This window comes from Robiginitalea sp. (genome assembly GCF_049588695.1).
In the GTDB taxonomy this organism is placed as follows: domain Bacteria; phylum Bacteroidota; class Bacteroidia; order Flavobacteriales; family Flavobacteriaceae; genus Robiginitalea.
Genome location: NZ_JBAVZJ010000202.1, coordinates 1 through 2,034 on the forward strand (window position 1 = coordinate 1; position 2,034 = coordinate 2,034).

Genomic DNA, 2,034 nt, shown 5'->3' on the forward strand with positions numbered 1-2,034 from the left:
CTTCATAGGAGATGATGCATGGGCGACTGGTGGTACCGGTACGTACTCTGCATGTGATGATCAATTTTCAATAACTCTTACACAAGCGTTATTTTCAGGTGACTTTACTGTTGATATTGTAATGACAGGCCAGTAAGAAGTCAAATCGTTTTTTGAGTTAATATGCCTGCAGGTTTTCTGCAGGCATTTTTTTTATCCGCCGTGGCCTGTTTGATGTTCGGAGAAGGAGACGAATACAGGTCAGCAGACAATATGAATCCCCTTTCTTCTGCGCTGAAGTATAGCTTATTCGATTTTTAAAATACCCAAAGCACCTTTGCAGAACACGTGTTAGAGGCGAGTAAACCGAATGCGAAAAATTATAATAACAATGAAAACATGAGCGATGTAAAAAAAAAGAGGGATATTTATTAAGAAATTTCTAAATGATCTGCGGGAAATGCAGAAATCCGGGATTTAAATCGCCATTATCTCCTGAATATCATTCAGACATGGCCAACACAAAAACCGCTACTATGAAATCAAAGTTTACCTGGATTTTAACCACACTATTTATGGTGTTGGGCCTTACATTTTCTCATGCACAAGAGAAATCAGTTACCGGTATTATTGTAGATCAGAATAATGAGCCCCTTCCCGGGGCTTCTGTTGTCGTGGTGGGTACCTCCCGTGGGGTTCAGACGGATTTTGACGGGAATTACAGTATCCTTGTCAGCGTGGGGGAGGTGCTTCGGTTTTCGTATATCGGACAGATGAGTGCAGAGCGCACCGTGGGGTCTGAGAACGTCATCAACATACAGTTGATGCAGGAAGCGCAGGAACTGCAGGAAGTTGTTTTACAGGGATACCGGACGGCCAAACGGGCGAAATCAAGTGTAGCATCCCAGACCCTGACCGATGCGACGATCAAAAACCGCCCCAATGCCAATGTATTACAAACCCTCTCCGGGCAGGTTGCCGGTCTTGAAGTCAATACCGTTTCCGGGCAACCGGGAGCAGCGCCATCGGTACGGATCAGGGGGATCAACTCCATTAACGGAAATACTGCCCCCCTTTTTATCATTGATGGTACGCCTGTGGATGAGGATAATTTCAGAAGCATCAACCCACAGGAGATCGCTTCAGTCGATGTTCTCAAGGACGCTGCTGCGACGGCTGTTTATGGAAACCGCGGTGCGAACGGGGTAGTGGTGATTAAAACCAAACAGGGGAGCTTTAATACGCCACTACATGTTAATTACACCGGTATTCTCAGTTTTAGTTCCCTCCAGGATAATGATTACAACCTGATGAATTCCCAGGAACAATTGACCCTGGAAAACCAGCGGGGTCGCGGACTTGGGGCGGGCCTGTCACCGGATGAAATAGCTGCGGTACCGACATATAACTGGGACGAATATTTTTTCAGGACGGGCCTTACGCAAAGCCACAATCTCAGTTTCCAGGGCGGGGGTGAGCGGTTTTCCCAATATACCTCACTTGGGTTTTTTGATCAGGAGGGTATTTTAAGGGCTTCTGACCTGAAGCGGTTTAACATCCGGAATAACACTACCGGGAAGTCAGCCAATGATCGATTTAGATACAGTACGAATATTTCTATCAATTATTCAGAATCGAATGTGCCGGACCGGATCGGGTCGGACGCGATCAATCAAAACTTCGTCATCGGGGCTTATAATTCGGTGCCATATCTCACCCCTGATGATTATACCAACGGAGCGGACCTGATTCCCTTCATACCTTATACAGCACCACTAGTCCTGATGGACAAAATCAAGACCTTTACCCGGAAGATAGAGGAAGTCAAGATTATCGGAAGTTTTAACGCCTCTTATAAAATAACCCCTGAGCTTACCGCGGCAATTACGATGGGCGGGGATTACCAAAGCGAATTCCTGACAGAGGCCCGGGGCCCCGAGTCATTCAACGCCCTGATTTTCGGCGGTGCTGAAAATCCGACCTCCGGATTTCAGAATCAGGCCAGTACGCGGCAGTTTTCCTACAACCAGGTGACCTCCCTGAACTATGCGAATA

Annotated in this window: 1 protein-coding gene; it reads left to right on the top strand. The window is 46.8% G+C overall.

Features of this window, described 5'->3' with window-relative positions:
• Positions 1-515: 515 nt before the first annotated feature.
• The coding region (locus WBV75_RS04860) for a SusC/RagA family TonB-linked outer membrane protein (RefSeq protein WP_424119523.1) at positions 516-2,034 on the top strand (1,519 nt) is incomplete at its 3' end.